Raw genomic sequence first — 26,192 nt, 5'->3', positions numbered from 1 at the left:
GCAGTTATGCATCATTTATAGATTTTCAATCGATTGTCTTTTTTGCTGCTTGGAATTTTTAAAGGCTGTTGGAGTTAGGCCAGTACTTTTTTTAAACTGCTTACTTAAATGAGAGGGGCTGCTGTAATGAAGTTGGTGTGCAATTTCATTTAAAGTCAATTCATCGTAAATAATCAATTCCTTAACTCTTTCTATTTTTTGGAGAATGTAATATTGTTCAATTGTTGCATTTTCTTGTTGCGAAAACAAATTGCTGATGTAACTGTAATCTTGGCCAATAGTTGAAACTATATAATCAGACAAATTTGTTTTGAACTCATTGTCTTTAAAGTAAACTAAATCAGTAATCAAATTTTTTACTTTTTCTACAACCCGACTTTTTTTATCATCGATAATTTCAAAACCCAAAGCAACTAATTTTGAATTGAGGTTTTGTTCTTGTTCTTTATTTAAATTTTCAGAAATTTCAACAATCCCTAGTTCAACCGAAATGGGTTGGAGTCCAAACTTTATCAGTTCAGACTCCACTGCCATTATACATCGGTTACAAACCATGTTTTTTATATGAAGATTCATTGTTATTTAATAGTTTCCACTACTTCACCACAAGTCATCATTTTAGAACCATAATAAGGATTTTTAACTGCATTTTCTTTACTTAACCAGTTAGCACCTTTTCCATTATTTGCCATTGGACAGTATTGATAATAAACTGGAGTTTGAAACTTAGCTACTTTTACTAAATCATACATCTTTTTAGATAAAGAGACAAAAAGTACTCTTTGCGCTTTTACGTCTTTTGTAGCTGAGATTCCTTTAGCGTCTGCCATTACATTTTTCATCACTTTCATCCATACTTTATGTACGTCTTTTGAAAGTTCACCCATTTTTACCGCACTCAAAGAAGTAGACAATAGTTTTGCTTTGGCAGAAGCCGTTACACCATCCGTTTTTACTAATTCATCTTTTAGTAGAAAGTAATTTTCAAAAACAGCATTTAGTTTGCTATCTATTTTATTGCTTTCGAACGCATCAGTTGACAAAACAATTTGTTTATCAATACTTAAATTTACTGATTGAGGATTTGTAATTGTTGCATTTGCATTAGAAATTGAAAACAATGCGATCATTGCTATCATTGTGCTTTTTATTGTGGTCATTACTTTATTGATTTTGAGATTAATTTTTTAATTTGGTTTAAAACCAAATTACATTTAACCATAAATTTACTGATTTTAAATGCACTTTCACTATTTTATATATACTTTAATGAAGCTAGAGTTAAAATCATTACAACTTTTACCACAAATTAAACCTATTCTCAAATCTATTTACCTGCATACAATCATACGACTTCAAATTATTTTTGCAATAAATTTGATACAAACCGTAATGTACTTTTTAAGCACTGAATTCCTAAATCCTAAATCATGTTATTTAAAATTTTGCACAAAAAAAATGCCTGAACTCTATAAGATTTCAAGCATTTTATAAATTATAGTAAGCATGTTATTTATTTCCCTTCACCTAACACTGCATTCATTACAGATTGCAATACCGATAATACAATACTGAACAATAATGCTGTCAAGAAAGTATCGACACTAAATCCACCAACAATGTTGCTGCACAATATTATAATCAGTGCATTAATCACTAGTAAAAACAATCCTAAAGTTAGAATGGTAACTGGTAAAGTGAAAATCACTAAAATTGGTTTAATAAAAATATTAAGCAATCCCAAAACAATTGCCACAATTAGTGCTGTTGAGAATCCAGCCACATGAACGCCAGGCATAAAGTTTGAAATAAGCAACACTAAAGCTGCAGTTACTATTATTTTAATAAGTAAATTCATTTTGATATATTTTAAATTTTAATAAATGTAGTAATAATAAAATAGCTTTTACTATTCTAAAAAAGCAGTTACTTGTTGATAGAACTCAGCTGGATTTTCTGCATGAAGCCAATGTCCAACATTCGGAATAGTTTCTACACTTGAATCAGGAAAATGCTTTTTAATATTTTCGAAATCACGGTCTAATATATATTTAGAATTTCCGCCGCGAATAAACAAAGTTGGTTTAGTAAAAACTAGTTCTTCTGGAAGTGCAACTCCTATTTCATCCATTTTATGATTGAAAACGGCCAAATTAAATCGGAAAGCTAATTGACCCGGCTCTACCCAATATAAATTTTTCATCAAGAACTGACGCGTTCCAAAATCGGGAATAAAATTTTTCATAATCTCTTCCACATCTGAGCGACTTGGTTTGACCGAGAAATCAACTGCATTCAATCCTGCCAAAATTTCCTGATGATGTTGCGGATAAAACTTTGGACCAATATCAGCAACAATTAACTTACTAACTAAGTCAGGATGTCTTGTTGCTAAAAGCATGGCAACTTTTCCACCCATTGAATGCCCGATTATGTTGATGTTTGCAAGATCATGTACTTGACAATATTCGAATATATCTTGAGCCATAATTTCATAGCTAAACTCTTCCGACTGTAAGCTGCGACCATGATTGCGTAAATCTAGAGTGTGCACTTCAAAATTATTCGCAAATTGGGTAGCAAGTGATTTCCAGTTGTCAGACATTCCTAAAAACCCATGAAGAATTAAAAGTGGTTGTCCAGAACCTTCTATTTTTGAATATAACATTTAATTTTAGATTGTAGATTAATGATTTTAGATTGCAGATATAAACTGATATCTAAAATTATTACTATTATTTTTTACTATTATTTTTTACTATTTCATTTTATGCAAATACATATTCACAACATTCTCTAAGCCTAAGTAAAGAGCTTCGGAAATTAACGCGTGACCTATGGAAACTTCTAATAATCCCGGGATATTCTGTTTGAAAAATTGGATATTCTCTAAACTTAAATCGTGACCGGCGTTGATTCCTAGATTTAGCTCATTTGCGAAAGCAGCCGCTTTGATGTAGGGATCAATTCCTCTTTCGTTACCCAAACCATATTGATGTGCAAAAGCTTCTGTGTACAATTCGATTCTATCCGTTCCTGTTTTTTTTGCGCCTTCGATCATCTCTTGAATAGGATCTACAAAAATAGAAGTCCGAATTCCGTGACGTTGAAATTCCTGAATCATCTCTGTTAAATAAGCTTGATGTTTCACTGTATCCCAACCTGCAGATGAAGTTATAGCGCCAATAGCATCAGGAACTAATGTCACCTGTTCTGGCTTGCATTCTAAAACTAAATCTATGAAATTGTGCTGCGGATTTCCTTCAATATTAAACTCAGTATAAACAATAGGTTTTAAATCACGCGCATCTTGATAGCGAATATGACGCTCATCTGGACGAGGGTGAATTGTTATTCCTTGTGCTCCAAATTTCTGAATATCGGTGGCTACTTTTAATAAATCTGGAACATTTCCACCGCGAGCATTACGCAAAGTGGCTATTTTATTGATATTTACACTTAACTTTGTCATGAAAACTGAATTTTATTTTGATACTACTATTAACTAGGAGCAAAAATACAAAGTAAAACCTAGGAGTTTTTGCTTATTTTTGATTATTTTGCATCAAATATTGAGGAATGATTTATGACAGAAATTACAGAATACATTACTAATGATTATAAAGCGCTTGACAGTCAAGATACCATATCTGATGTGCAAACGTTTTTTGACGACTTAAACTTTTCGCATTTTCCTATCGTGGAAGAGGGAGTTTACATTGGTAGTATTGCATCGGAAGATATTGAGACATTTGATAGTGATAAAAAAGTTATTGATTATCGCTTTACGCTAGAAGGTTTTTACGCTAGAACAAACACTATTTGGTTGGATGTTTTAGAAGTTTTTGCAAAAAATCATACGAACTTAGTTCCTGTTTTGGATGAAAACAATTCTTATGTTGGTTATTATGAAATAGAAGACATCATGAAATACTTTCATGAAACACCTTTTCTAAAAGAATCTGGCGCAATTATCATCGTAAAAAAACCGATTTTAGATTACTCAATGAGCCAAATTACTCAAATTGTAGAAAGCAACAATGGAAAAGTTTTAGGCATATTTATTTCTGACGCTGATGTGAAAAGTGTTGAAGTCACTTTAAAAATAAGTTTAGGAGCGATGAATGAAATCATTCAAACTTTTAGAAGATACGACTACGAAATTATTTCTGAGCATCAAGAAGACAATTACATCAACAACTTAAAGGAGCGTTCTGAATACTTAGACAAATACCTTAATATATAACGGAATGATTGAAGAAGACTATCAGCTAAAGGGTTTAATTAAAATCTTGTTTCCAGTTGATGCTTTTCCTATCATTAATTAATTTTTAAAAAAATGAAAGTAGCGATCTACGGTCAATATTATCAAAATAGCACACAACCCATTATAAACGACATCTTTGTTTTTCTTACCAAAAATAATGTAGAGATGATCATCGAAGCTAATTTTTTATCGATGATATATGAACGTAAATTAGTAGACAGCTGTTACAAAACTTTTAGTTCCCACACCGAGTTAGACTCGAGTTTTGACATGTTAATTAGCATAGGTGGAGACGGAACAATTTTAAGAGCTGCGACATTAGTAAGAGATTCTGGAATTCCAATTTTAGGTATAAATGCAGGAAGATTAGGTTTTTTAGCTAGTGTTCAAAAAGAAAATATTTCTGAATTTCTTCAATTTGTATTAGATAAAAAATACACAATTTCTCAGAGAGCTTTGATTAGTATCGAATGCTCGACGCCAAATGAATCAATCGAAGAAATGAACTTTGCTATGAATGAAATTACGGTTAGTAGAAAAGATACTACTGCGATGATTACAATTGATACGTATTTGAATGATGAATACCTAAACTCCTATTGGGCAGATGGTTTAATCATCTCCACTCCTACTGGAACTACTGGCTATAACTTAAGCTGCGGTGGTCCCATTTTAACTCCAGATGTAAAAAGCTTAGTAATTACACCAATTGCTCCTCACAATCTAACAACCAGACCATTAGTAGTGCCGGATAGCACAGAAATAAGATTAAAAGTTTCTGGAAGAGAGCCTAATTACTTGATTTCACTAGACTCTAGAGTTACATCAGTGAAAAACGAATCGATTTTAACTTTACGAAAAACGCCTTTTCATATTAATATGGTAGAAATACCGGAAGAGACTTTTGTAAAAACGCTACGAAAAAAATTACTTTGGGGAGAAGACAAGAGAAATTAAATCATTTTATTGCAACGCAATACGATTCTATCAACTTTTAACGTTAAATGAAGCAAGTACTTATTCTCTGTTAGATTAAAATTCCATCTAAAAAAAGAGAGAATTAACTGAATGGGTATTGAAACGAATTGATAATTATTATATTTGCACGCAATTTTGGATTAAATGAACAAGATTTTTTACTTACTTATTTTAGTTTTACCCTTTACGGGCGCACATGCTCAGATACATGAGGTTGGTGTTTTTTTAGGTGGAAGCAATTATATTGGTGATATAGGTCCTACAACTTATGTATCACCTAACGAACCAGCTTTTGGACTATTGTACAAATGGAATAAAAGTCCGAGACATTCCTATCGATTTTCTTATACTCAATCTAAAATTACTGCTAGCGATTTAGATTCTAAAGAAATCAGCAGAAATGCAAGAGGTTATCAATTTGAAAGTAACTTAAAAGAAGTTTATGCAGGTCTAGAATTCAATTTTTTTGACTTTAATTTACATGATTCAGAAACAAAAGTTACTCCTTATGTATCGTCAGGACTCGCATATTTTTTAACTCGCTATAAAATTGATAATGTATTATTTCCAGGTGATCCAAGAATGCCTGCAGAAGGACGAACAGAAAGAAAAAAATCAATTGCGATACCAGTTATTATTGGTATAAAGTCAAATATTTCACCTCGTTTAGTTCTTGCCTTGGAAGCTGGAGCACGATATACTTTGACTGATAATATAGAAGGAAGTTTTAATTACAATATTGGAAATATAAATAATAATGATTGGTATGTATTCTCAGGAGCTACGTTAACGTATACTTTTGGCGAAAAACCCTGTTATTGTGCACAATAAATAAATGGATTTACTACAAAATATTGACTTAGCACGATTACCAAAACATCTTGCCATAATTATGGACGGAAACGGTCGTTGGGCAAAACAACAAGGACTTTTAAGAGCTTTGGGTCATGAAAGCGGAACAAAATCAGTAAAAGTTATTATTGAATCTAGTGCTAAGTTAGGAATTGAATTTCTTACGCTTTACGCGTTCTCAACTGAGAACTGGAACCGACCTAAATTAGAAGTTGAAACTTTAATGCGAGTTTTAATAAATTCACTTAAAAAGGAACTTACTACATTACAAAAAAACAACATCAAACTTACTGCAATTGGTAATTTAGACAAGCTACCAAAGTCGGCACAAAAGGAACTTCTTGATGTTATAGACAAAACCAAAGGCAATACGCAAATGACTCTAACCTTGGCGTTAAGCTATGGTTCCCGTGAAGAACTTGTCAATGCGGTAAGAAATATATGTAGTAAAGTTAAAAATAATATAATTTCAATAGACAGTATTGACGATTCAATTATTAATGAGCATCTTTACACGCAAAATTTACCGGACGTAGATTTGCTAATAAGAACAAGTGGAGAACATAGAATAAGTAACTTTTTGTTGTGGCAAATTGCCTACGCAGAATTGTATTTTACTGATATATTGTGGCCTGACTTTAAAGAACAAGATTTATATGAGGCTATCATTAGTTATCAAAAAAGAGAACGCAGATTTGGAAAAACAAGTGAACAAATTAAATAATTTTTTAGTGTTAAATAAAAGAATAAAAATAGCCCTTACCGTTTTGATTTTTGGAGGTTTTGCATCCGTTAAAGCACAAGAAAGAGTTCCTTTTGATCAAGGTAAAAAATATATTTTAGCAGATGTAGCCATCGTAGGAGATATCAGTTTCAATTCTCAAACTGTTGTTACTTTTTCAGGATTACAAAAAGGTCAAGAAATCACAATTCCAGGTGAGGAAATTAGCACAGCCATTAAAAAATTAGGTAAACTAGGTTTATTTGACGAAATCTCTTTTTATGTGAATAAAATACAAAATGACAGTATTTATCTTGACTTAAACATCATCGAACTTCCAAAACTTAGTGAAGTAAAATTTGTAGGAGTTAAGAAATCAAAAGTTGAAGCGTTAATTAAGGATAACAGTTTAAACAAAGGGAAAGTAGTTAACGAAAACTTAATTACAACTACTAAAAACTACATAGAAAACAAATATAAAAAAGATGGTTACTATAACACTAAAGTAAACATTAATACTGTAAAAGATACTGCGACAACTAACCAAGTAAAAATGCTTGTCACGATTGACAAAGGAGATAAAGTAAAAATCCAGACCATTGATTTCGTTGGTAATACAAAACTATCTGACAAGACTTTGAGAAAAGCAATGAAAGATACGAAGCAAAAAAATCCTATACGTATTTTAAAAGCTTCGAAATTTATTAAAGATAAATACAAAGCAGATTTAGATAAAGTAATTGCCGTTTACAAAGAAAAAGGATATCGTGATGCGAGAATCATTTCAGATTCGGTTGCTTATAATACATCTAAGAAAGCACTAGATATTAAAATTAATGTTGAAGAAGGTAATAAATATTACTTTGGAGATATCAAGTTTTTAGGCAACACAATTTATACAGATCAAGGATTAAGTCAAATATTAGGAGTTAAAAAAGGAGATACTTACAACGGTGTTTTACTTGAAAAAAGAATTGCTGATAAAACTAAACCGGACGCTGAAGACATTACTAACTTATACCAAAACAACGGATATTTATTCTCTAATATTAATGCTGTAGAAGTAAGAACAGCTAATGATACTATTGATTTTGAAATACGTGTTACAGAAGGGCCTATTGCTTATTTCAACAAGATTTCTGTTGTAGGAAATGACAAAACTAATGACCGTGTTATCTACCGTGAATTAAGAACTAAGCCGGGAGAAAAATACAGTAAAGATCAATTAGTAAGAACAATTAGAGAGATTGGTCAATTAGGATTTTTCGATCCAGAATCAATCGATCCAAAATTTAAGAACGTAGATTCAGGAGCTGGAACTGTAGATATTGAATACAATCTTGTAGAAAAAGGAGCAAGCCAGATCGAACTTCAAGGAGGTTACGGTGGTGGTGGTTTCATTGGAACACTTGGATTATCATTTAATAACTTTTCTGCTAGGAATTTATTAAATAAAGATGCTTACAAACCACTTCCTATGGGAGATGGACAAAAAGTATCTTTACGTTTACAAGCAAGTACATTCTTTCAAACGTATAGTGTTTCGTTTTCTGAGCCATGGTTTGGTGGTAAAAAACCAGTTTCTTTTAGCACATCGTTATCGTACAGTAAACAGTTTTTAAATAACTACATTACACAAAAAGCAGATAGAACTAAAAGTTTTGATATCTTGACATTATCTGTTGGTATCGCTAAAAGACTTACTGTGCCAGATGATTATTTTGTATTATCGCAAGCGGTAAGTTACCAGCACTATGCCTTGAACAATTATAATACTGGATTATTTACTTTTGGAAACGGTACTTCTAGAAACTTAGCGTACACTGTAGGACTTACAAGAAGTAGTAAAGGTTTAAATCCTATATTCCCAACGTACGGTTCTGAATTCAGTTTAACCGCTAAATTGACTCCTCCATATTCATTATTAAATGGAACAAATTATGCCACTTTAGGAGATCAAGAAGAGTATAAATTAAAGAATACAGTTAATAGACAAAACGTTCCTGATGCGAATGGAAACATTGTAAATATTGGTGATTATATAGACATCAATGGAAATAAAGTTAATGATTTTACTTTAGCTGCTGCAGATGTTAGTAAAGTGGATCAAAAGAGATTTAATTGGTTAGAATACTATAAAATTAAATTCAAAGCAGATACTTATAGTAAAATATATGGTAAATTAGTTCTTAGAACATTAGTTGAATTTGGTTTCCTTGGAGCTTACAATCAGGAAAGAGGAGCAGTTCCTTTTGAAAGATTTTACTTAGGAGGTGATGGTCTTGCTAATTACTCGATGGATGGTAGAGAAACAATTCAGTTAAGAGGATATCCTAACAATTCATTGACACCAGTAAACAATGCTGGAGAGCAAATTGGAGCTACAGTTTTCAACAAGTTCTCAATGGAATTGCGTTATCCTATAACATTGAAATCATCAGCGTCAATTTATGCATTAGCGTTTATGGAAGCAGGTTCTTCTTATGCTGATTTTAAAAGCTATAATCCATTTGACGTAAGTCGTTCCGCTGGAGTTGGACTACGTGTATTTATGCCAGCATTTGGATTATTAGGAATTGACTTTGGACATGGATTTGATGCTTTGCCAGGACAAGCTAAAGCAAATGGTTGGGAAACTCACTTTATCATTGGACAGCAATTTTAATAAAATAGTTACATAAAAACTTCTAATAGTTTACGTTTATGAAAAAACAATTTTTATACATAATTTTAGCCTTTATAGCAACGGCTACTATTAATGCTCAGTCCAGAGGAACAAAAGTAGGTTACATAGACATGGAATACATTTTAGAAAATGTAGCAGATTATACTGAAGCTAAAGTTCAATTAGAACAAAAGGCTCAGAAATGGAAATCAGAGATTGAGACAAAAAAAATTGAAATAAATAAACTTAAGGATGCCCTAAAAGCGGAGAAAGCATTATTAACAAAGGAATTAATTGATGAAAGAGATGCTGAAATTAATTTTCTTGAAAAAGAATCATTAGATTACCAGCAAAAAAGATTTGGCGCAAACGGAGATTTGATCACACAAAAATCTATATTAGTAAAACCAATACAAGATCAAGTTTTCACAGCGGTACAAGATATTTCTGAGCGATTGAAGTATGACTTCATATTTGATAAATCATCAGACTTAACAATGCTATTTGCTGCCAAAAGATTTGACATCAGCGAGCAAGTTTTACGTGTACTTAACCGCACTGAAAAAAGAGAGCAGTTAACTAAAAAACAACAAAAGGAAGCTGAAGCTAAAGAATTAAAAGAAGATGCAATTGATGACAATCCTGTTCTTGCTGAAAGAAAGAAAATCTTAGACGAAAAGAAAGCCGCAAGAGATCAATTAATTGAGGATAGAAAAGTACTTCAAGAGCAAAAAAGAAAAGAATTTGAAGATAAAAGAAAGCAGATTTTAGAAGAGAGAGAAGCTAAAAAAGCTGGCACGGTTTCTGCAAATGCTAAAGTTGAGGCTGCTAAAACACCAACATCAAATGTTGATGCAAAAAAAGATGTATTAGAAGCAGCTAAGCAAAACCAAGCGGAGGCGAGATTAAAGTTAATTGAAGATCGCAAAAAGCTTATGGAGGATCGCAAGAGAGAATTAGAAGAAAAAAGATTAAAAACGCTAGAAGATAGAGAAGCTATCAAAAAAGCAAAAGAAGCAAAAATTAAAGAAAATACAAACAATAATTAATTACTAAATATTTTAAAAACGATGAAACAAATCAAAACTCTACTAATTGCTGCGATATTAATGTTAGGAGCAAATCAAACGATTAATGCACAAGCAAAAACAGCTCACGTTGATGTAAGTGAAATTATGACAAAAATGCCAGCGATGTTAGATGCTCAAAAACAATTAGATAAATTGAGTACTACGTATGATGCTGACTACAAAAAAATGGTTGAAGAATACCAAGCAAAGTTAAAGAAATATGAAGCAGAAGCTGCTACTGTTACTGAGGCTGTAAACGGAGATCGTTCTAAAGAAGTGCAGGATATGCAAAAAAGAATTGTTGATTACAGAGACAATGCTCAAAAAGAATTACAACAAAAAGAATCGGATATCGTTAAGCCATTAATGGAAAAAGTGAGAGCTTCAATCCAAAAAGTAGGTAAAGCAAAAGGATTCCAGTATGTTCTTGATGGTTCTTCTCTTTTACTTGCAGATGGTCCAAACTTAACTATGGATGTAAAAAAAGATTTAGGTTTCTAGAAAATAGAAATTATCAATAATCAACCGCTCATTTCAAATTTTGAATGAGCGGTTTTTTGTTGGAGTCAATTTTAGGAAAAGTAATCTCCAGCAGTTAACTTTGTTTTAATGGAAAATAATCAAGCTATAGGAATTTTTGACTCGGGAATTGGAGGCACTTCTATTTGGTCTGCAATTCACGAACTTTTACCTAACGAGAAAACTATTTATTTAGCAGACAGTAAAAATGCGCCTTACGGCCAAAAGTCCAAAGATGAAATCATTGCTCTAAGCATGAAAAACACCGAATACTTGATTAATTTAAAGTGTAAGTTGATTGTGGTTGCTTGCAATACCGCTACAACAAATGCAATACGAGAATTAAGATCGAAATATGAAATTCCTTTCATTGGTATTGAACCAGCAATAAAACCCGCTGTAACACATTCTAAAACACAAATTATTGGTATTCTAGCTACACAAGGAACTTTGAATAGTGAATTGTTCAATAAAACAGCTGAAAAGTATCAGGATACAAAAATTATTGAACAAGTTGGTACAGGATTAGTGCAATTAATTGAGGAAGGCAATATAAATTCGCCAGAAATGACCAGATTATTACAATCCTATTTAAAACCGATGATTGATGCTAATATTGACTATCTAGTCCTTGGCTGTAGCCATTACCCTTATTTAATACCACAAATAAAAAACATTCTTCCAGATCATATCCAAATAATTGATTCTGGTCAAGCGGTGGCTAAACAAACGCAAAAAGTATTGCTTGAAAAAATTGGCCTATCGTCTTCTCAAACTAGCGAACCAATTTTCTATACAAATACAAATTCAGATGTATTGACTGAAATTTTGAATCACAAATATGTAATTGAAGAAATAGAATTTTAAAAAAGAATATAGAATTACTCCTTTAACCAGCCCGAATACATCACATAATTATTTGAAATACGCTCTATTTCACCTGCAAAGTCAGATTGATCAATATCCTTAACTTTCTTCGCTGGAACTCCGGCCCATATTGTACCTGAAGCGACTACAGTATTTTGAGTAACTACCGCACCTGCAGCAATTATCGAATTACTTTCAATTGTACAATTATCCATCACAATTGCACCCATTCCTATCAAAACGTTGTCATGTACGACGCAACCATGTACAATGGCATTGTGTCCGATCGAAACATTATTACCTATAATTGTGGGGTGTTTTTGATACGTACAATGAATAACAGCTCCATCTTGAATATTGACTTTATTACCAAATGTTATGAAGTTCACATCTCCTCTAATCACAGCATTAAACCAGACACTACATTTCTCTCCAAAAGTCACATCTCCAATAATAGTTGCATTTTCAGATACATAGCAATCATCAGGAATTGATGGCGTTTTACCATTCACAGTTTTAATAAGCATAATAAAAATTGTATTAATTAATTGCTGGACAGTTACAATCGTATTTTACAGGTTTACAAAATAGATCTATTCCTAACGTGATTTGGTGATAGCCACCATTATCAAACTTTACTGCCCCAGATAACTGAGAGTAAGTATAAGCAAACATAAATTTATTGAAATTAACACCAACAATCGGCGTTATGTATTGTAATTTTTGTGAAACCACATTTGCGCCATTGTTATATTTAGCACCGTCAAAGCTTCTACGATAGGATAGACCAGCCCAAACTCTGCCAAAATCTAAATTTTTATATGCTTTCAAATTTACATCGATAGCTTTCTCTGTAGTTTTTTCCACCATTTGAAAAAGTATTGATGGCTCCCACAAAATTTTATCTCTGTTGCCAAAAATATATCCTGCACTTACTAAGTATTTTCGAAGATTATCACTCTCATATTCTGTGTAAATATCTCTTCTAGTTTCAATCACATTTTTTACAGTTGCATGCGCATAGAAATCTAAAAAATTATACGAAGCTCCTACATCAACATTAAAGTAAGCATCTTTTTGAACTACAGTTCCATCTATTATGGGATCGAAGTCACCAGACTGCAAGAATTCAGTTTCATCAAGTTGACTTTGGATAAATCCTGCACTCATTCCAAAAGACAACTGATTCAAATCAATCTCGTCACGAGAAAACATTAGATGATATGCGTATGTAAATTTTATACCTTTTTGAGAATGGTATCCATTTTTATCATTAAAAAGAATTACACCAGCACCTGCTTTTTCCCCTACTCTACCGTTGAAACTAAGAGTTTGAAGTTCTGGCGCATCTTTTTGGTCGAACCATTGTTTACGACCAGTTAATCTAATTTTAGCGCAATTTGCTGCACCAGCCATTGAAGGATGTATCAAATAATAATTATCAGATAAATAGTCGGAGTATACAGGAATTCCCTCTTGTCCAAATGAAAAGTGAGAGATCAGTAGTACAGCCGTTAAGAATTTGATTTTATGATACATCTAAATACTTTTAGTACGATAAATAATTCTAAATCCTTATAAAACTTAGTCAAATCATTGAAAATTAATTTCTCAAACTAAACTAAAGTTAATTTATTCATTAAAAAACCAAATATAGTTATTCGTCCAAAATAACTTCACTAAATTTGTAAAAATTTGAAAAGCCATGAACAAAGTTACCATAAAAGAAACGCAAAACCCAACTATACTAAAGTTTGAATTTCAAGACTTTATCACTCAAAATGAAAGTTTTGAATTTAAAAATATCGACGACGCAAAAAGTTCACCACTTGCTCAGCAACTGTTTTATTTACCCTTTGTTAAAACAGTTTACATATCTGGAAATTTTATAGCAATAGAAAAATACAGTATTGTTGAATGGGATGATGTGAAAGATGCAGTCTCAGAACAAATTGAAAAATTCATTGCAGACGGTGGAACTATTATCACTGTCGATGAAAATAAAGCAAAGAAACAACCAGTTACTGTTTATGGTGAGACTACTCCTAACCCATCAGCGCTAAAATTTGTTGTTAGTAAAATGCTAACTAAAAATGCGATTGAATTTAAAAATATTGATCAAACTTCAGCTTCACCTCTAGCAAAAGAGCTTTTCAAATTTCCGTATGTAAAAGAAATTTTTATCGACGAAAATTATATTTCTGTAACCAAGTATGAAATTAATGACTGGCAAGAAATCACTTTAGAGTTAAGAAGTTTTATCAAACAGTACATTGAAAATGGCGGACCTGTTTTAGATGAAAATTATATTGCAACTGCAATAGTTGCGGAAGACACGAAAGCAGCTGCATTTGACAATTTAGACGTAACATCACAACAAATCATTAACATATTAGAGGAGTACGTAAAACCAGCAGTTCAAGCTGATGGTGGAAACATCGCTTTTGAATCTTATAATGAAAGTGACAAGACAGTTAAAGTAATCTTACAAGGTGCTTGCAGTGGATGTCCATCATCAACTTTCACATTAAAAAGTGGAATTGAGAATATGTTGAAGAGCATGTTAAACGACGAAAGTATAAAAGTAGAAGCGGTTAATGGATAATTAAAAACTATTTTACTGGCAATCAATTTACTATGTTAAAAATAATGCTTATATTTATGTTTAACTTAATAAATAGCAATCATGTCAGTATTAAAAGTAATTGAAATTCTTTCAAGTTCAGAATTGAGTTGGGAAGATGCAGCACAAAAAGGCGTTGCAAAGGCATCACAAACTGTAAAGCACATTAGGTCTGTTTACATCAAAGAGCAAAGCGCAAAAGTTAGAGATGGCGGAATCACAGAATTTCGCGTGAATATGAAAATCACCTTCGAATTAGAATAGGTACAACAATAAATAGAAAGCGTCTCAAATGAGACGCTTTTTTTATCTGGAAATTTTTTTTGAAATCTATCTAATTTTTAATGTTTAAATAAAAAACAGAGAATGAGTGTCTTTTATGTCGAAAGTAAATCTCTTTTACATAAAATAGAAAAATTGTTAAAGTAAGCAACATCAATCACAACACTACAGTTAACACTACACATACTGATAATCAGCAAATTATTACTACATTAATAAACCAATGCTGAAAAAAAATGAGTATTATTGTAAGACTAATCAAATAAATCAACATGGGACTAACATCATTTTTTAAGAACTTATTTGGCTCAGCCAAAGAAACAGCAAGCGAATTAGCCGATAAAGCAGAAACTACATTTGAAAATGCTAAAGAGACAGCTTCTCCTTATTTAGAAAAAGCAGAAAATTTTGCGGACGAAACCTATGAGAAAGCAAAAGAAACTGCTAAACCTTATGTTGATAAAGCAGAGAAATTCACAGACGAAACTATCGAGAAAGTAAAAGAGAAAAGCGCTCCAATTATTGAGAAAGCAGAGCAATATGCGCAACAGACTAAAGAAACGATAAATGAATATAAAGAAAAAGCGGGACAATCATTAGAAAACACATTTGATACTGTAAAAGAAAAAGCAGGTATTTTATCTGATAAAAAAGAAGAATTAGCTAGCGAAACCAAAAGTGCAGTTTCCAGCACGGCAGAAAAAATAAAAGAAAAAGCGATTAGTGCTAACGAAAAAGCAGAAGAAGTTGTTTCAGAGGTAAAAACAGAAGCTGCTGAAGTGATCGATACAATAAAAGAAAAGTCAGAACCGATTGAAGAAAAAGCTGAAGAATTATTTCACGATGCAAAAGATACAATTTCAGAAAAAATAGATGGTTTAAAAGAAAACATCGAGGAATTTACGAGTGAATCTAAAGATGCAACAGAAGAAAAAGTGGAGGAAGTAAAAGAAAACTTCAATGAAGTATCGGCTGAGTCTAAAATCATAATAGAAGACAACGTAGAGAACTTAAAAGAAAATGTGCGCGAAATTGCCATTGAATCAAAAGAAGAAATAACTGAAACCGCAGAAAATATTTCAGATAGTGTGCATACAGTTGCTGATGATATTGCGGAAGGAGCAAGCGAAATTGCTAAAAAAACCATAAATAAAACAGAAGAAGAGCTAGATTAATTTATTAAAAAACAATTTAGTTGTACTTTTGCTTTCCTAACTTAACCTTCTCTTACGGGAAGGTTTTTTATTAAAAAAAAATGAATCTAGATCCACATCAACTGACTAATTACGTTAATGGTTTTATAAAAGTGCTAATTGATTATTCCCCAAAATTAATTTCTGCTTTTATCATTCTATTTGTTGGACTTTATGTCATCAGACTTATAAACAGGTTCATTAGAAGACTAATGATTAGACGGAATTTAGAACCTACATTAACTAAGTTCTTAGCCGATATTTTATTGTGGGCTCTACGAGTTTTACTATTTGTTACTTTCATCTCTAAATTAGGAATTGAAACGTCTTCGTTTGTTGCAATATTAGGTGCAATGGGCCTTGCAGTTGGTCTATCACTTCAAGGTTCATTATCAAATTTCGCTGGAGGAATGCTAATTATCCTTTTTAAACCGTTTAAAGTTGGAAACACAATCGAAGCACAAGGAGTTATTGGTACTGTTTCAGAAATACAAATATTTGTAACGAAAATGATTACCGCAAATAATCAAACTATTTTCATACCAAATGGTTCGTTATCGAATGGTACGATTATTAACTACTCTCTTTTAGAATCTAGAAGAGCAGATTTGACAATAGCGATATCTTATGACACTGATATTAGAAAAGCTAAAGAGGTAATCATGTCGGTTTTAAAAAGCAATCCTAAAGTATTAGAAACACCCGCTCCTGATGTGGTTGTAAAAAGTCTTACAGATACTGGAATTCAACTTGCTGTTAGACCATGGGCTAAAAACGAAGATTTCTGGAGCGTTTACTCTGAAACTTACATTGAATGTAAAAATGCTTTTGATAAAGCAGAAATTAGTATTCAGCCATTTGTTATGGAACTTTCAAAAAAAGAATCTATTTCTGGTACTACTGAAACTAATAAAGGATAATTAGATTGGTCACTAAATTATTTCTTTGATGGAGTGATCATAAAATCTTTTAGATAATAAGGCTCAAAATAAGCGACATCAACAAAGTCGTTTGTTTTGAACTTTTTATAACTTAAAGAACACATTTCTCTAGCAGAAGGATACTTAATATCTTCTAAAAAAATATAATTTTCTTTTGTTAAAACTTCTTTACATTTATCAGCACAGTCACCTACAAAATAAAGAGTTTCTTTTAATTCTGAAAATGAATCCTCCGTTATAATTTCTGCTAATACTTCTCGCTTTTTTTCGAAAGCTGATGTGAATACGGAGCTATACACTTCCATTCTTCGCGCATCAATCATAGGAATAATTAAGCCAATTTCTACTTTAGCTTGAGACGCTAATGTTTGTAAAGTATCAATGGCTATTAATGGTATTCCTAAAGCAAAACAAAGGCCTTTTGCAGCAGAAACTCCTATTCTCAGCCCAGTATAAGATCCAGGACCTTGACTCACTGCAACAGCTGACAAATCATTCATGCTGATTCCAGCTTCTTTTATAACTTCCTCAATAAAAACGTGTAGTCTTTCAGCATGCGAATAACCTTCTTCTGCAATTTCTTTACATAAAATGTTTTTCCCACCTTTAGCTAAAGCTACAGAACAATTTTTAGTAGCTGTTTCAATATTTAATATATATTCCAATTTCAGATTTTATTTAAAAATGAAAATCACAACTATAAAAATTTTATAATTGTGATTTATTTATTAAGATCAGTAGTGGTTACTTTTTAGCTTTTGATTTATCGTTTTCTCCTTTAAGAGAAACCTTATCACCTGAGTTCAAATCTTTAGTAACAGTAACATAAGGTCCAGTAATTACAACATCACCTTTTTGAAGACCAGTCAAAACTTGAATGTTTGTATCGTCTTGAATACCTGTTTTTATAATTCTGATTTTAGCTTTGTCACCAACTTTGACAAATACACATTCAAATTTCTTATCAGCTTTTGGAGCAGCTTTTTGATCATCATTTGCATCAACAACAACAATATTTTTTACTGCTGTAGTATCAGATTTGACAACCACTGAACTAATAGGAACTGATAGCACATCATTTTTTGTTTGTGTAATAATATCAACCGTTGCAGTCATTCCCGGTCTAAAAGGAGAATAAGTTTCTGGCTTACCTTCTAATAAATCTTGATACGATTCCTTAAGAATTCTTACTTTCACTTTAAAGTTAGTTACTTGATCCGCTGTTAAAGCAGTACTAGCAGAATTAGAAATACTTGTCACAGTACCTTTAAATTGCTTCTTTAAGTACGCATCCACTTCAACGTTTGCTTCGTCTCCTACTTTGATTTTTACAATGTCATTTTCGTTGACATTTACTTCAACCTCCATGTTATTTAAATTGGCAACTCTCAAGATTTCAGTTCCTGTCATTTGCTGCGTACCTAAAACACGCTCACCCAACTCAACATTTAAAACTGAAATAGTTCCATCTGCCGGAGCATAAATTGTAGTTCGACCAAGATTGTCTTTAGCTTCATTTACAGTTGCTGATGCACTTTGAACATTAAAGTAAGCGGTTTGCTTCGCTGCTTTTGCAACTTCATAAGAACCAACTGCTTTATCCCAATCCGCTTTTGAAATAATCCCTTTATCAAATAAGGTTTTATTTCTATCGTAACTTGATTTTGATTCTTTAAATGAAGCGTCTGCTTGACTTAAGTTTGCTTTTGTTCCTGATAAATTTGAAACAGAACGATTGTAACCTGAGGTGTATAAATCTGGATTGATCTTAACTAGTAAATCACCTTTTTTTACTACTTGCCCTTCTTTAACATTAAGCGATATAATCTCACCAGAAACTTCTGATGATATTTTAACTTCTATTTCAGGTTGTATTTTACCTGTAGCTGAAACTGTTTCAACGATAGTCATAGGTACAACTTGCGCTACTTCAACTTCAGTTCCATTATCTTTATTTCCTATTACGCCTGATTTTGAAAGAATAACAAGACTAGCAATAATTACTACAGCGCCTCCAATCAGGATGTAAATTGTTTTTTTAGACATAATAAATTAGTTTTTGATTAGAGGAATTCCAAAATAGAATTCTAATATTTTAATTTTGAAAATGTAATCGTATTTAGTTCTTAGAACTTCAGATTGTGCATTAGTTAATAATGCTTGCGATTGATTAAAGTCGAATGCATTCATTAAACCAACATCAAACTTTTCTTTAGCATAATCATAAGCACCTTGTCTCGCTTCAAGCGCAACGACAGATGACTCATAAGTATTAAGAGCTCCTTTAGCATCAGCAAAAGCTGTAAATACATTTCTTTGTAGATCTAAATCTTGTTGCTCTACAGCAATTTTCGATTTTTCTAAATTTACTTTAGAACGCTCTACATTGTTTCGAACAGAAAAGCCATTAAATACAGGAATTGATAGCTGTGCTCCAAAAGATTGTCCTTTGTTATCATTAAATTGATCAAAAAATGGTGCTGGACTTTTTGTGCCAATGATAGTTCCGGTGTTGCTAAAAGCGGGAACATCAGCATATGAAACCCTAGAATTAAAACTGTAGAAACCTTGCAATGTAGGCTGAAAAGCTCCCTTTGCTATTTCTACATTTTTTTGAGCAATTTCTAGATTAGTTCTAGCTATTTTACTTTCGATTTTACTTTCTAAAGCTTTTTGATAAATTACTCCGGGAGTTTCTGATAGAATATTATTTTCATCTTTAATGTCAGTTTCATCAACTACATCGAAGCTTTCAAAATCTTTTAGTTGTAATAATTGCGCTAAACTTAATTTAGAAATTAGCAACACATTATCTGCAACGATAACATTTTGATTGTTTAAAGCTACAGTGGCTTTTATATCTAATAAATCACCGCGTGGTATTGATCCTACTTTAACTAATTCTTCCGAACGTGAAAACTGTTTTTGATTAATTCCAAGCTGCTCTTTCTGTACTTTTAAATTTTCTTTGTTGAACAGTACCTGTAAAAATGCATTTGCCACATTCAAAGCGACATCCTCTTGCATTTTTATTAATTGATATTTGGCCGCTACTATAGATAGATTTGCTTTTCTTAAAGTATTTTGGTTTTGTAAACCTCTATAAATATCTATTCCAACATTTGCACCAGCAGAAGTAAATTGAGTAGTTTGGTTTTGAAGAAGACCTGTAGTTATATCTTGATTTAATCCAATATTCCAAGAGTGAGAAGCACTTGCATTTAAGGAAGGAAGAAAGTTTCCTATTGCTCCTTTTTTATCTATCAATGCAGTTTTAGAGTCTAATTCAGTTTGCTTGATTGAAATATTATTTTGTATCGCATATTGCACACATTCTTCTAAAGTCCACTTTTTAGATTGAGCCTGCATAGTTACGCAACCAACTACGACGGTGATCAAACTGAGTAAAATTCTTTTTTTCATATCTTTTTGAATAAAAGCGCAGTATCGCTGCAAAACAAATTTAAGTTTTTCTAACAAAGATTGAAGTATTAATAGAAAATATTTTACTCCATAAATAAGTTATAAAACTATTAGACTTTAGAATTTAGCATTTGTTACAAAAAATAATAGAAAAAGAATTCTTTTGTTAATTTTGTAATACTAAAAAATAATAAAATGTCAAAACTCATCCATAAACTTATTATAATTTCCACCATACTAATTCTTTCAAGTTGTGCAACTTCAAATAGAATTGATGCTTTAAAACCGGAACCGGATGATGCAACGCCTCTAGTCTATGACAACACACCTTCATTTATAAACTTACCTATTTCAGTAAAATTAAAAGATATAGAAAATCAAACTAATCTTTTATTGAACGGTTTAATTTATGAAGACAATATTATAGAAGATGATGACATTGAAATGAAAATATGGAAATCAGCTCCAATTACAATTAAAAATGACAATGGAACTAAAACAAATCGCATAAAAACAGTTATGCCATTACGAGCCACTGTAAAATATAGAATTGGCACAGAAAGACTAGGCATAAAAATGTACGACATTCGAGAATTTTATCTTGATGGAATCGTAACCGTAGTGAGCGATGTAGCATTGGTGAACTGGAAGCTAAATACTAAATCTGAATTAAAATCTTTAGACTGGAACGAGAATCCTACTATGACAGTTTTTGGGAAAAATGTACCAGTGACCTATTTGATTAATCCGGGAGTAAAGCTTTTTAAAACAAAGATCGAAAATAAAATTGATGACATCATTGCAAAATCAATGGATTTTAAACCAAACGTTCTGGACGCAGTGGAAAAGATCTCAGCGCCTTTCAAAATGAGTGATACTTATGAAAGCTGGCTTAGAATTGTTCCTATCGAAATATACTCGACTAATGCCAAACTTAAAAACGACACATTCATCTTAGATATGGGAATGAAATGCTACATGGAAACGATAGTAGGAAAAGAACCAGAAACAAAATACAATGCTTCGAAGATTAACATAAAACCTGTATTGAAAATCCCTCAAGATATAACTGCTAACATCGTGGCAATTTCAACGTATAGAGAAGCTTCAAAAATTATGACTAAGAACTTCTCTGGACAAGAATTTGGTTCAGGATCTAAAAAAGTTAAGGTTCAAAATGTTAACATTTGGAACAAAAATGAAAAAATGATAATTGCATTAGATCTACTAGGATCAATAAACGGCACTATTTATCTTTCGGGATCACCCAAATATAATGAACAAACTAAAGAAATATATTTTGATCAACTTACTTATGTATTAGACACAAAAAGTAAATTGATGCGAACTGCAAACTGGCTCGTTGAAGGGATTGTACTAAAGAAAATCGAGCAAAGTTGCCGCTACTCTATAAAACCAAATTTAGAGGAAGGTCAAAAAAGCATGATGACGTACTTAAAAAACTACTCACCAATGCCAGGTGTGTTTGTAAATGGAAAAATGGACGAGATACAATTCCAAAAAATCCAATTGACAAATCAAGCTATTATTGCCTTCATTAAGGTAAAAGGAAATGTAAACGTATCGGTAAATGGTTTAAAATAAAACTAACTACTTCGCGGCTTTACTTTTTCTCATTCTGTAAACGGCATAACCAATTCCTGCAACTAATATATATGGAATTGCCATTAAGTAGACAATCCCGTCATTGATTGCGGCTGCTTTAGCCGTATTTCCTTCGCTAGTTAACGCTGCGCGACACATTGCACATTGCGCATTAGACGAAAATGAAAAGACGATAAATAGAATAAGTGTGAAATAAATTGACATCTTCTTCATTCTATAATTTGTTTTAGTTAACATAATAAGGGGAAATCATTAAATAAACAACCACTCCAGTAACAGCAACGTATAGCCAGATTGGGAATGTAATCCTAGCAATCTTTTTATGCTTGTCAAAATTTTTCGCTAATGCTCTAACATACGTTATCAAAACCATTGGAATTATTGCGATTGACAAAACAATATGAGTAAATAAGATAAAAAAATAAACATATTTAATCGTTCCTTCTCCACCAAATTTAGTGGAATCAGCAGTCATGTGATAAGCAACATACATTACAAGAAAAGCAACAGACAGAGAAATTGCGGTAGTCATCAACCTTTCATGAAGCTTTCTGTTGCCATTTTTAATCGCAATCACTGCAGCAACTAGAAGTACCGCGGTAAAACCATTTGTAGTAGCATATATTGGCGGCAAAAACGAAAGTGGCTCCACGTCAAATCCAAAATCCTTAAGCTTAACGCCAAATAAAATAGCAACCACTAGTGGCACCACAATTGAAACTGCTATAATCAACTTGTTATATTTCTTTTCTAAAGAATTATCTACCATTACTGCTCTTTTAATAAAATATTAATATCCTGTTGAATATCTCTAACACCTTTATTATCTAAACCATCATAGTATAATATTGGATTTCCATAATCGTCACTTCTGCAACGAATATTACCGTTTTTATCGATTAAAGCAAAAAGTCCTGAGTGCTCAAATCCACCTGCAACTTTTTTATTTTCGCCTGCATATAAATTAAATCCCTTATTTGCTAAGTTGAAAATATAATCTTTGTCACCAGTTAAAAAGTTCCAGTTTGAAGATTTTACTCCAAGTTCTTTAGCGTGCGCTTTCAGTACTTGCGGAGTATCAAATTCTGGGTTTATAGTTATAGAAACAATACCAAAATTAGGATTACCAAAGAAAGTATTTTCAAGAATCAACATACTCTCATTCATCTTAGGACAAATTGTTGGACAGGTCGAAAAGAAAAATTCCAAAACATAAACCTTATTTTTATAGGTCTCGTTTGTCACTTTTATGTTATCCTGATTTATTAATTCAAATTTCGGGACAGCACCAATTTTAATAAGTTTCCCTTCGTTAGCCGATTTTGGTTTCACACGGTCTAATCTTTCGCCTTGAACTGTACTTCCATTCTTTACTCGTTCGACTATTTTTGGAATAGCATAAATTCCAAAAATTAAGATGATAAATGAAATACCTATGTATGATTTATTTTTAAGCATAACTGTTAAAATTAAATTTTTCTAGTTGCGTTTTTATTTTTCTTAAATGCAGCTCTATATTCGTAGAGAATAATCTTGAAATCGTCTAACATTTCATTGCTTAATTCAGCAGGATGAAATGTATTATAGCCTTCTTTGTTATCTTTCTCTTGTTTTCTGCCACGTAGATTTCTTTTCTTATCGATGATATAAACCTTTGACGTTCCTAATTTATCATCAAGCTTCTCTATTAAATTTAATTGAGAATAATAGGTTTCAATTTCTTCAGGGGATGCAAATACAAAACGCCATTGTGCAACATCAGTAAACATTGCAAATGCATCTACTATTTTCTTGGCATCGTCTTCTGTACCTTTTGGACATAGAATTACAAACTGCACATCTTTAAATTTATGATACGTTTGATAAATTTTTTGATTCAAGTTGAAAAGATTACCTCTGTTTTTTTTAAGATCTGTTCCTGAGAAACCAAGAATAGTAACTTTTCCATCAAGGGTTATTTCTTTACCATCTAGCGTATTCCATTTACCGAAATCAGTAGTATTGGGAGTTAGAACTGGTAATTTAGTATATCCATTTACACCAGAGGCAAAAAACAAATAAGCCACTATAGGTAATATGAAAAGAACGAAAAGGACAATATTTTTTTTCATTACTGTGCTTCAATTTTATTATATAAAAAAAGGTATCCCTCGAAATGGATACCCTCTTTATGAATTAATATTTTTTTAAAAATTCCATTTAATACTAGAGTTTTTAAACACCTCATAAATATAATCCCCTTCAGTCAAAAGAATAAAGAGCAAATATAAAATCAGAAAAATTACTGGAAAAACAACTGCACTTCGTAAAGTACTTTTTTCACCTTCCATGTGCATAAATGCCCATACAATGTAATATGCTTTGTAGATCGTTAAGATATAAAAGACCCAGTTCAGTATATTCATACCTAAAAAGTCATTCATAAAAAGAAAATCTGGTTTTACTATTCCTAAGTAAACCTCTACTATTGTAACGGCAGACAATATTCCGAAAACTTTCCAGATTCTACCTATGTTTGATACGTGTTCGTGTGACATAATAATTACTTTTTGAAATTAAACTAGATAGAAAACTGTGAATACAAATACCCAAACTAAATCGACAAAGTGCCAATAAAGACCAACTTTTTCTACCATTTCATAACTTTTTCTCTTTTCATAAGTCCCGATAAGAACATTAAAAAAGATTATAATATTTATGATAATACCTGTAATGACGTGAAATCCGTGGAAACCAGTAATAAAGAAAAAGAAATCAGCAAATAATTTATTCCCGTATTCATTTCTTATCAAGTTAGCGCCTTCTACGACATAATGCGCTTCTCCTAATCTTGATTCTGAATCTTGTCTAGATAAAATAGTCTTTTGCTTTTCCTTATTCAAAACCTCAGTTCTAATCAAAAGTTCAGGATGCGCTTTAAATCCGGCTTGTACTTCAGCAACAGAATACGATGGCAAGCTTGGTTCACTCATAAACCACTTTGCTTTGTCTCTAGTCAATTGCGTTCTTACTTCCCCTAAATCAGCTGCAAAATCATCTAAAGCTACACGATTACCATCTTTATCAACAAATTGAAGTAATGAACCTCCTTTTGTTTCGACAGCACCATATTCCCCTTTGATAAAGTTTTTCCATTCCCATGCTTGTGAACCAACGAAGATTACACCTCCAATAATGGTTAAAAACATATAAAGAATAACTTTATTTTTTTTCATCTGGTGACCTGCATCAACAGCCAAGACCATTGTTACAGATGAGAAAATCAAAATAAATGTCATCAATGCAACGTAATACATTGGAGCCGGTACACCGTGGAAAAATGGAAAGTGAGTAAACACTTCATCAGCGATAGGCCAAGTATCAATAAATTTAAATCTAGAAAAACCGTAAGCAGCAAGAAATCCTGAGAACGTTAAGGCATCCGATACGATAAAAAACCACATCATCAATTTACCATAACTTGCTCCCATTGGCTCATTATTGCCTCCCCAAGTTTTTTCTTCACTATTAGCAGTAGTAACTGTCGATTCCATATAAGTTATTCGTTAAAAAGTTCACAAATTTACGTTTTTTTCTTATTTAAAGAAATATAAAAATAAAAACAAATAAACCCACAATAAGTCGAGAAAGTGCCAGTACATTGCACCTAGTTCAATTCCAAGGGTTTGAGATGAATTGTATTTTTGTTTAAAATGATTATAAATTATAATTAGAAGTGAAATCAAGCCACCAGCAAGGTGAATCAAGTGCACAACCGTAACAACGTATAAAAAAGTACTAGTTATTGAGCTTCCACTACCAGTAAAATAATAGCCATTTTCAACTATTTGCCCAAAACCTACAAACTGTAAAACTACAAACAATAATCCAAGAAGTAATGTGCTTAAAAGAAAAACTGTCGTTTTACTTTGATCGTCTTTCATAATCGCTTTTTTAGCCAAATGAAAAGTCACACTACAACCAATAATTGCAATAGTACTGTAATAAAATGCTGGGGGTAATTGAAAATCCTTCAACCAGTCCACTCGTGACTTACTTACCACAAACGCACTCGTAAGTCCCGCAAACATCATGATCATACTAACCATAGAAAATAACAAAATCAACTTATATGATCTTGCATTTCTAGATTTTTGCTCCTCTGCCGTCATTATCATTTCCATAA

The 26,192-nt window shown here is 32.0% G+C and carries 30 protein-coding genes; 13 read left to right on the top strand and 17 right to left on the bottom strand.

Annotation, left to right across the window (positions count from 1 at the left end):
* Window positions 1–15: 15 nt before the first annotated feature.
* From BC961_RS00985 to BC961_RS00965, 5 genes are all read right to left on the bottom strand, one after another.
* Window positions 16–576, bottom strand: coding sequence for a helix-turn-helix domain-containing protein (locus BC961_RS00985; RefSeq protein ID WP_121923997.1), 561 nt, complete (start codon window positions 574–576; stop codon window positions 16–18).
* Between the two features lie 2 nt (window positions 577–578).
* Complete coding sequence (locus BC961_RS00980; protein WP_121923996.1) at window positions 579–1,160, bottom strand: DUF3347 domain-containing protein; 582 nt, start codon at window positions 1,158–1,160, stop codon at window positions 579–581.
* 353 nt (window positions 1,161–1,513) lie between these two features.
* A complete protein-coding gene (locus tag BC961_RS00975; protein ID WP_121923995.1) occupies window positions 1,514–1,858 on the bottom strand; it encodes a phage holin family protein in 345 nt (114 codons plus the stop codon).
* A 51-nt stretch (window positions 1,859–1,909) separates the two neighbouring features.
* Entirely contained in the window at window positions 1,910–2,668 is a 759-nt protein-coding gene (locus tag BC961_RS00970; protein WP_121923994.1) for an alpha/beta fold hydrolase, read from the bottom strand.
* A 90-nt stretch (window positions 2,669–2,758) separates the two neighbouring features.
* Complete coding sequence (locus tag BC961_RS00965) at window positions 2,759–3,472, bottom strand: pyridoxine 5'-phosphate synthase (RefSeq protein WP_121923993.1); 714 nt, start codon at window positions 3,470–3,472, stop codon at window positions 2,759–2,761.
* Between the two features lie 114 nt (window positions 3,473–3,586).
* Between BC961_RS00965 and BC961_RS00960 the strand changes: the two genes are divergently transcribed.
* The 8 genes from BC961_RS00960 to murI all read left to right on the top strand — a co-directional run bounded on the left by BC961_RS00960 (window position 3,587) and on the right by murI (window position 11,939).
* Window positions 3,587–4,246 carry a CBS domain-containing protein gene (locus BC961_RS00960; protein WP_121923992.1) on the top strand — a complete coding sequence of 220 codons (660 nt, stop codon included), beginning with the start codon at window positions 3,587–3,589 and terminating at the stop codon, window positions 4,244–4,246.
* Between the two features lie 93 nt (window positions 4,247–4,339).
* Window positions 4,340–5,224, top strand: coding sequence for an NAD kinase (locus BC961_RS00955; protein WP_121923991.1), 885 nt, complete (start codon window positions 4,340–4,342; stop codon window positions 5,222–5,224).
* 165 nt (window positions 5,225–5,389) lie between these two features.
* A complete protein-coding gene (gene porG / locus BC961_RS00950) occupies window positions 5,390–6,076 on the top strand; it encodes a type IX secretion system protein PorG (protein WP_121923990.1) in 687 nt (228 codons plus the stop codon).
* A gap of 4 nt (window positions 6,077–6,080) precedes the next feature.
* Window positions 6,081–6,821, top strand: coding sequence for an isoprenyl transferase (locus BC961_RS00945; RefSeq protein ID WP_121923989.1), 741 nt, complete (start codon window positions 6,081–6,083; stop codon window positions 6,819–6,821).
* Window positions 6,754–9,483 (top strand): outer membrane protein assembly factor BamA, encoded by a 2,730-nt coding sequence (gene bamA / locus BC961_RS00940; protein WP_121923988.1) that lies wholly within the window; start codon window positions 6,754–6,756, stop codon window positions 9,481–9,483. The genes BC961_RS00945 and bamA overlap by 68 nt, the downstream gene beginning before the upstream one ends.
* A 38-nt stretch (window positions 9,484–9,521) precedes the next feature.
* Window positions 9,522–10,532: an OmpH family outer membrane protein gene (locus BC961_RS00935; protein ID WP_121923987.1), complete on the top strand. Its 1,011-nt coding sequence runs from the start codon at window positions 9,522–9,524 to the stop codon at window positions 10,530–10,532.
* A 21-nt stretch (window positions 10,533–10,553) separates the two neighbouring features.
* On the top strand, window positions 10,554–11,054 hold the full coding sequence (locus BC961_RS00930; RefSeq protein WP_121923986.1) for an OmpH family outer membrane protein: 501 nt from the start codon (window positions 10,554–10,556) through the stop codon (window positions 11,052–11,054).
* Between the two features lie 108 nt (window positions 11,055–11,162).
* Window positions 11,163–11,939 carry a glutamate racemase gene (gene murI, locus BC961_RS00925; protein WP_121923985.1) on the top strand — a complete coding sequence of 259 codons (777 nt, stop codon included), beginning with the start codon at window positions 11,163–11,165 and terminating at the stop codon, window positions 11,937–11,939.
* Window positions 11,940–11,953: 14 nt separating this feature from the next.
* On the opposite strand, the gene BC961_RS00920 is transcribed toward murI, so the two are convergent.
* Window positions 11,954–12,466: a gamma carbonic anhydrase family protein gene (locus BC961_RS00920; RefSeq protein ID WP_121923984.1), complete on the bottom strand. Its 513-nt coding sequence runs from the start codon at window positions 12,464–12,466 to the stop codon at window positions 11,954–11,956.
* A gap of 13 nt (window positions 12,467–12,479) precedes the next feature.
* On the bottom strand, window positions 12,480–13,478 hold the full coding sequence (locus BC961_RS00915) for a PorP/SprF family type IX secretion system membrane protein (RefSeq protein WP_121923983.1): 999 nt from the start codon (window positions 13,476–13,478) through the stop codon (window positions 12,480–12,482).
* Between the two features lie 166 nt (window positions 13,479–13,644).
* Between BC961_RS00915 and BC961_RS00910 the strand changes: the two genes are divergently transcribed.
* The 4 genes from BC961_RS00910 (at window position 13,645) to BC961_RS00895 (ending at window position 16,957) form a co-directional block, all read left to right on the top strand.
* Window positions 13,645–14,544, top strand: a complete 900-nt coding sequence (locus tag BC961_RS00910; protein ID WP_121923982.1) for a NifU family protein — start codon at window positions 13,645–13,647, stop codon at window positions 14,542–14,544.
* A gap of 81 nt (window positions 14,545–14,625) precedes the next feature.
* The gene (locus tag BC961_RS00905) at window positions 14,626–14,826 is read left to right on the top strand and encodes a dodecin family protein (protein WP_121923981.1); all 201 of its coding nucleotides are present in this window, start codon (window positions 14,626–14,628) and stop codon (window positions 14,824–14,826) included.
* 290 nt (window positions 14,827–15,116) lie between these two features.
* Window positions 15,117–16,019: a hypothetical protein gene (locus tag BC961_RS14780; RefSeq protein WP_211331297.1), complete on the top strand. Its 903-nt coding sequence runs from the start codon at window positions 15,117–15,119 to the stop codon at window positions 16,017–16,019.
* A gap of 80 nt (window positions 16,020–16,099) precedes the next feature.
* Window positions 16,100–16,957 (top strand): mechanosensitive ion channel family protein, encoded by an 858-nt coding sequence (locus BC961_RS00895; RefSeq protein WP_121923980.1) that lies wholly within the window; start codon window positions 16,100–16,102, stop codon window positions 16,955–16,957.
* 17 nt (window positions 16,958–16,974) lie between these two features.
* Here the strand turns inward: BC961_RS00895 and tsaB are convergent, their stop codons facing one another.
* The 3 genes from tsaB to BC961_RS00880 form a co-directional block, all read right to left on the bottom strand.
* Window positions 16,975–17,643: a tRNA (adenosine(37)-N6)-threonylcarbamoyltransferase complex dimerization subunit type 1 TsaB gene (gene tsaB, locus BC961_RS00890; RefSeq protein ID WP_121923979.1), complete on the bottom strand. Its 669-nt coding sequence runs from the start codon at window positions 17,641–17,643 to the stop codon at window positions 16,975–16,977.
* Window positions 17,644–17,722: 79 nt separating this feature from the next.
* On the bottom strand, window positions 17,723–19,024 hold the full coding sequence (locus BC961_RS00885) for an efflux RND transporter periplasmic adaptor subunit (protein WP_121923978.1): 1,302 nt from the start codon (window positions 19,022–19,024) through the stop codon (window positions 17,723–17,725).
* Window positions 19,025–19,030: 6 nt separating this feature from the next.
* Window positions 19,031–20,401 (bottom strand): TolC family protein, encoded by a 1,371-nt coding sequence (locus tag BC961_RS00880; protein ID WP_121923977.1) that lies wholly within the window; start codon window positions 20,399–20,401, stop codon window positions 19,031–19,033.
* 195 nt (window positions 20,402–20,596) lie between these two features.
* Here BC961_RS00880 and BC961_RS00875 point away from each other — a divergent pair, with 195 nt between their 5' ends.
* The gene (locus BC961_RS00875) at window positions 20,597–22,006 is read left to right on the top strand and encodes a DUF4403 family protein (RefSeq protein WP_121923976.1); all 1,410 of its coding nucleotides are present in this window, start codon (window positions 20,597–20,599) and stop codon (window positions 22,004–22,006) included.
* 6 nt (window positions 22,007–22,012) lie between these two features.
* Here BC961_RS00875 and BC961_RS00870 read toward each other — a convergent pair whose 3' ends face one another.
* The 7 genes from BC961_RS00870 to BC961_RS00840 all read right to left on the bottom strand — a co-directional run bounded on the left by BC961_RS00870 (window position 22,013) and on the right by BC961_RS00840 (window position 26,190).
* Window positions 22,013–22,240, bottom strand: a complete 228-nt coding sequence (locus tag BC961_RS00870; protein ID WP_121924493.1) for a hypothetical protein — start codon at window positions 22,238–22,240, stop codon at window positions 22,013–22,015.
* A gap of 13 nt (window positions 22,241–22,253) precedes the next feature.
* Window positions 22,254–22,796, bottom strand: coding sequence for a DUF420 domain-containing protein (locus BC961_RS00865; RefSeq protein ID WP_121923975.1), 543 nt, complete (start codon window positions 22,794–22,796; stop codon window positions 22,254–22,256).
* On the bottom strand, window positions 22,796–23,485 hold the full coding sequence (locus BC961_RS00860; protein ID WP_121923974.1) for an SCO family protein: 690 nt from the start codon (window positions 23,483–23,485) through the stop codon (window positions 22,796–22,798). Before BC961_RS00860 ends, BC961_RS00865 begins: the two co-directional genes overlap by 1 nt.
* Before the next feature lie 11 nt (window positions 23,486–23,496).
* Window positions 23,497–24,138 (bottom strand): GNAT family protein, encoded by a 642-nt coding sequence (locus BC961_RS00855; protein WP_121923973.1) that lies wholly within the window; start codon window positions 24,136–24,138, stop codon window positions 23,497–23,499.
* Window positions 24,139–24,213: 75 nt separating this feature from the next.
* Complete coding sequence (locus BC961_RS00850) at window positions 24,214–24,564, bottom strand: cytochrome C oxidase subunit IV family protein (RefSeq protein ID WP_121923972.1); 351 nt, start codon at window positions 24,562–24,564, stop codon at window positions 24,214–24,216.
* 18 nt (window positions 24,565–24,582) lie between these two features.
* Window positions 24,583–25,560: a cytochrome c oxidase subunit 3 gene (locus BC961_RS00845; protein WP_121923971.1), complete on the bottom strand. Its 978-nt coding sequence runs from the start codon at window positions 25,558–25,560 to the stop codon at window positions 24,583–24,585.
* A gap of 42 nt (window positions 25,561–25,602) precedes the next feature.
* The gene (locus BC961_RS00840; RefSeq protein WP_121923970.1) at window positions 25,603–26,190 is read right to left on the bottom strand and encodes a cytochrome c oxidase subunit 3; all 588 of its coding nucleotides are present in this window, start codon (window positions 26,188–26,190) and stop codon (window positions 25,603–25,605) included.
* Window positions 26,191–26,192: the final 2 nt, after the last annotated feature.

Origin of the sequence: Flavobacterium weaverense, from assembly GCF_003688495.1 — a bacterium.
Taxonomy (GTDB): domain Bacteria; phylum Bacteroidota; class Bacteroidia; order Flavobacteriales; family Flavobacteriaceae; genus Flavobacterium; species Flavobacterium weaverense.
Note: the sequence above shows the minus strand (reverse complement) of the source record. Positions and strands in the feature narration are given on the sequence as shown.